4 protein-coding genes are annotated in these 4,328 nt (G+C 64.2%); 2 read left to right on the forward strand and 2 right to left on the reverse strand.

The genetic code is table 11. The features are described 5' to 3' along the window. Window positions 1-439: 439 nt before the first annotated feature. Together XH80_RS03095 and XH80_RS03100 are read right to left on the reverse strand one after the other, a co-directional pair. Window positions 440-1,579, reverse strand: coding sequence for an acyl-CoA dehydrogenase family protein (locus XH80_RS03095; RefSeq protein ID WP_271597287.1), 1,140 nt, complete (start codon window positions 1,577-1,579; stop codon window positions 440-442). Between the two features lie 154 nt (window positions 1,580-1,733). Next, a complete protein-coding gene (locus tag XH80_RS03100) occupies window positions 1,734-2,948 on the reverse strand; it encodes an acyl-CoA dehydrogenase family protein (RefSeq protein WP_271597288.1) in 1,215 nt (404 codons plus the stop codon). 134 nt (window positions 2,949-3,082) lie between these two features. Between XH80_RS03100 and XH80_RS03105 the strand changes: the two genes are divergently transcribed. Both XH80_RS03105 and XH80_RS03110 read left to right on the forward strand, forming a co-directional pair. Then, window positions 3,083-3,628 carry a carboxymuconolactone decarboxylase family protein gene (locus XH80_RS03105; RefSeq protein ID WP_271597289.1) on the forward strand — a complete coding sequence of 182 codons (546 nt, stop codon included), beginning with the start codon at window positions 3,083-3,085 and terminating at the stop codon, window positions 3,626-3,628. Window positions 3,629-3,718: 90 nt separating this feature from the next. Further along, a complete protein-coding gene (locus XH80_RS03110) occupies window positions 3,719-4,213 on the forward strand; it encodes a VOC family protein (protein WP_057747135.1) in 495 nt (164 codons plus the stop codon). Window positions 4,214-4,328: the final 115 nt, after the last annotated feature.

Genomic DNA, 4,328 nt, shown 5'->3' on the forward strand with positions numbered 1-4,328 from the left:
TCCTTGGAACGTTGAAGCTTCGCAACCTCAGCTTCCTCGGTTCAGACCAGATGGACAACCTCCTGAAACACCAAAGTTAGCCCTGCAATTGCGCGAGGCGCAATTGCAGGGCGTAACCCACCATGATTCCGCGTTCGCCGAACGAAGTTGGTGGGTTACGCGCCGCAGATGCGCTTTGCGCTTCTGCAGCGCTAACCCACCCTACGAGAGCTGAAGCGACGAAGCATCCAGACTGTCTCCACGGAAAGATTCTGGATTGCTTCGCGGCGCTCGCAATGACGAGGTTGGGGCAAGCGCTCTCCACACTCTCAACTGTCATCGCCCGGCTTGACCGGGCGATCCAGTACTCCGAGACGACGGTCGTATGCGGATAGGCCGCGGCGTACTGGATCGCCCGCCTTCGCGGGCGATGACATCGAGTATGACGTGACGGCCCGCCTCAATACCCCCGCGCGCGCGCCAGCTGCTCGGAGTGGTAATTCGCATCCCCGAACAATTCCTCGCACACACGTGCGCGCTTCATGAAGAAGCCGATGTCGAACTGGTCGGTCATGCCCATGCCGCCGTGCATCTGCACGCCCTCCTGCACCGCGCGGGTGGCGGTGGTGCCGGCGCGGGCCTTGGCCACCGCAACGCTTGATGCAGCCTTGGCCACATCGGCGTCCAGCGCCTGCAGCGCCTTCATGGTGGCCGCGCGGGTGATCTCGATGTCGACATAGAGCTCGGCGGCGCGGTGCTGCAGCGCCTGGAATTCGCCGATCAGCCTGCCGAACTGTTTTCTGCTCTTGAGATACTCGACGGTGCGGCCAAAGACCTCGTCGCTGAGACCCACCATTTCGGCGGCGACCGCGCCGCGGCCGATATCGAGCACGCCGTCGAGCAGGCCAGCCGCCTGGTCGACCTCGCCGAGCACGCTGTCGGCGTTGACGTCGACATTGGCGAGCTCGACCCGCGCCGCATTGTGTGCGTCGACCATGATGGTGCGCTCGATCGACACGCCCTTGGCTTTGGGATTGACCAGGAACAGCGTCAGCCCGTCGCGCTCGCCGGCCGAGCCCGCAGTGCGCGCGGCGACGATGAAGAGATCGGCGACGTGGCCGTCGACCACCAGCGCCTTGGCGCCGGACAATTTAAAGCCGTTGCCGGCGCGCACGGCCTGCAAGGCGGTGTGGAGCGGGCGGTGCTTTGCGCCTTCGTCGATTGCGAGCGTCGCCAGCAGCGAGCCGTTGGAAATCCTGGGCAAGAACTCCGCCTTCTGCGCGGCATTGCCGCCGCGGTTCAACGCGGATGCTGCGACCACGGACGTGGCGAGGAAAGGCGACGGCATCAAGGTGCGGCCGATTTCCTCCATGACCACGCCGGCCTCCATGAAGCCGAGGCCGCTGCCGCCGAACTCTTCCGGCACCAGCAGGCCGGCAAAGCCCATCTCGGCGAAGGATTGCCAGAGCTCCTTGGAGAAGCCGGTGGGATCCTTGCTGTCGCGCAGGTGCCGCAGATGCGACACCGGCGCCTTGTCGCTGATCAGCCCGCGCGCGGAGTCGCGGAGCATTGATTGTTCTTCGGTGAGGACGAGGGCCATGGGTGTGTTTCCGATTCGAAATCTGTTTTGGTTCGTCATTCCGGGATGCGCCGGAGGCGCAGGCCCGGAATCCATCGGGCGGCATTTCCGCGGTGAGATGGATTCCGGGCTCGCGCTACGCGCGCCCCGGAATGACGCATGGTGAGTGCGCGGCTCACGCCCCCGGCAGATCCAGGATGCGCTTGGCGACGATGCCGAGCATGACCTCGGACGTGCCGCCCTCGATCGAGTTGGCCTTGGTGCGCAGCCAGGCGCGCGGGCGGGCGCCATGCCTGGAGCGTTCGCTCTCCCATTCCAGTGCGTCGATGCCGCCGGCCGACATCAGGATCTCGTAGCGGCGCTTGTTGAGCTCGGTGCCGTAATATTTCATCGCCGACGAGAACGCCGGATGCGCCTGGCCGGCCTTGGCGAGATCGACCGCGCGCTCGGCGCAGGCGGCGAGCGCGGCTTCGTCGACGTCGAAGGTCGCGATCTGGCCGCGCAGCATCGCATCGTCGAGCCGCCCCAGCGCATCGGTGCCGACGGAATCGGCCGCGATCTGGCCGAGCGGACGGCCGACGCCGCGCTCGCCCATCCCCGAGATCATCGCGCGCTCGTGCTGCAGCAGATATTTGGCGACGTCCCAGCCGCGGTTGATCTGGCCCACCACATGCGATTTCGGCACGCGGACATTGTCGAAGAAGGTCTCGCAGAACGGCGAATAGCCTGAGATCAGCAGGATCGGCTTGGTGGTGACGCCCTTCGAGGCCATGTCGAACAGGATGAAGCTGATGCCGTCGTGCTTCTTCGCCGCGGGATCGGTGCGCACGAGGCAGAAGATCCAGTCCGCGTAGTTCGCGTAGGACGTCCAGATCTTCTGGCCGTTGATGATGAAGTCGTCGCCATCGCTCTCGGCGCGGGTCTGCAGCGAGGCGAGGTCGGAGCCGGCGTTCGGCTCGGAATAGCCCTGGCACCAGCGGATCAGGCCCGCGGCGATCTTCGGCAGATGCTCTTTCTTCTGCGCCTCGTTGCCGTATTTCAGCAGCGCCGGTCCGAGCATCCAGATGCCGAAGCTCGACAGCGGCGGGCGCGCGCCGATCCTGGCCATCTCGGAACGCAGCACCTTGTGCTCGGCAGCACTCAAGCCCCCACCGCCATACTCCCTGGGCCAATCCGGCACGGTCCAGCCCTTGTCGCGCATGCGCTCGAACCAGACGCGCTGCGGCTCGGAGGAGAATTTTGCGTTGCGTCCACCCCAGAACACGTCGGCGTCGGAGGTTGCGGGCTTGCGCATTTCCGGCGGGCAATTGGCCTCGAGCCAGGCGCGCGTCTCGCTACGGAATTTTTCGAGATCGGCGCTTTCAATTTCGCTGGTTTTGGCGTCAGTCATTGGTCGTTTCCATCAATGCAACCCTTGTTGAGCGCGACTCTGGGCCAAGCCCTCGCGGAATTCAACCACTTCCGCAAGGCGTTGTCGGCTATAGTCGCGACGCGATGGTGCTTGAAAACAAAGAGGAAACGAGGATGCGCCTAAAGCTTCTTTCGCCTGGCGAAATGAACGAGAGCCAGCGGCAGACCTATGACGAGTCGATTGCCGGCAAACGCGGCAAGCCGCCGGCGCCGATGATGGCCTGGCTGAACAGCCCGGACATGGCCCGTCACGCCACGCGGCTCGGCGAGGTGCTGCGCTACGACACCATCTTCCCGGCAAAACTTTCGGAGATCGCGATCCTGGTGACGGCGCGGCACTGGACCGCACAGTACGAATGGTATGCGCACAAGCGCCTTGCGCTTGCTGGCGGCATGAAGGTGGACATCATCGACGCGATCCGCGATCGCCGCACGCCCGAGTTCGACGACCCCAAGGGAAAAATGATCTACGATCTCGCGAAGTCGCTGCATGAGGGGCACGGTGTCGAGAAGGGGCTCTATGACGAGGCCGTCAAGCTGCTCAGTGAACGCGGCGTCGTCGAGGTAATCGGGCTGTGCGGCTATTACACAATGGTGTCGATGACGCTGAACACGTTTGAGTTCGAGCTGCCGGAGGGTGAGGTGCCGGAGCTGACTTAAGCTCGCATCTGGAAACGCTGGGTTTCGGGATCAGCCAGTGGCGGTGTGCCGAACCCCGGCTTAAGTGAGGTTTAGACACGGAGCAGCCACATGTCGCAAACATCACCCGTCCCCGCCGGCACGCGCATCGGCCACGTCCATCTCAAGGTTGCCGATCTCGATCGTGCGCTCGGTTTCTATTGCGGCGTGCTCGGCTTCGAGCTGATGCAGCGCATGGGCTCGGGTGCGGCCTTCATCTCGGCCGGCGGCTATCATCACCACATCGGGCTCAACACCTGGGAAAGCAAGGGCGGCTCGCCGCCGCCGCCGGGCACCACCGGGCTGTTTCACACCGCGATCCTCTATCCGACGCGCCCGGCGCTGGCGGATGCGCTGCATCGGGTGCTGACAGCAGGCATTGCGCTGGATGGTGCCAGCGACCATGGCGTGAGCGAGGCGCTGTATTTGCGCGATCCTGACCAGAACGGCGTGGAGCTGTATTGGGACAAGCCGCGGGAGCAATGGCCGTTCGGGCCGGATGGTAAGCTCGCGATGTTTACCAAGCGGCTGGATGTGGAGGGGTTGTTGAGGCAGCGGGAGGTGTGATGCCGCTGTGATTTCGTAAGTTGGGTTAGCCTTGCGGATTGCGCGAAGCGCAAACCGCTCGGCGTAACCCACCTTTTCTGCTTCCGCGGAGATGAACAGTGGCGGGTTACGCTTC

This window comes from Bradyrhizobium sp. CCBAU 45384, assembly GCF_028128665.1.
Lineage (GTDB): Bacteria > Pseudomonadota > Alphaproteobacteria > Rhizobiales > Xanthobacteraceae > Bradyrhizobium > Bradyrhizobium manausense.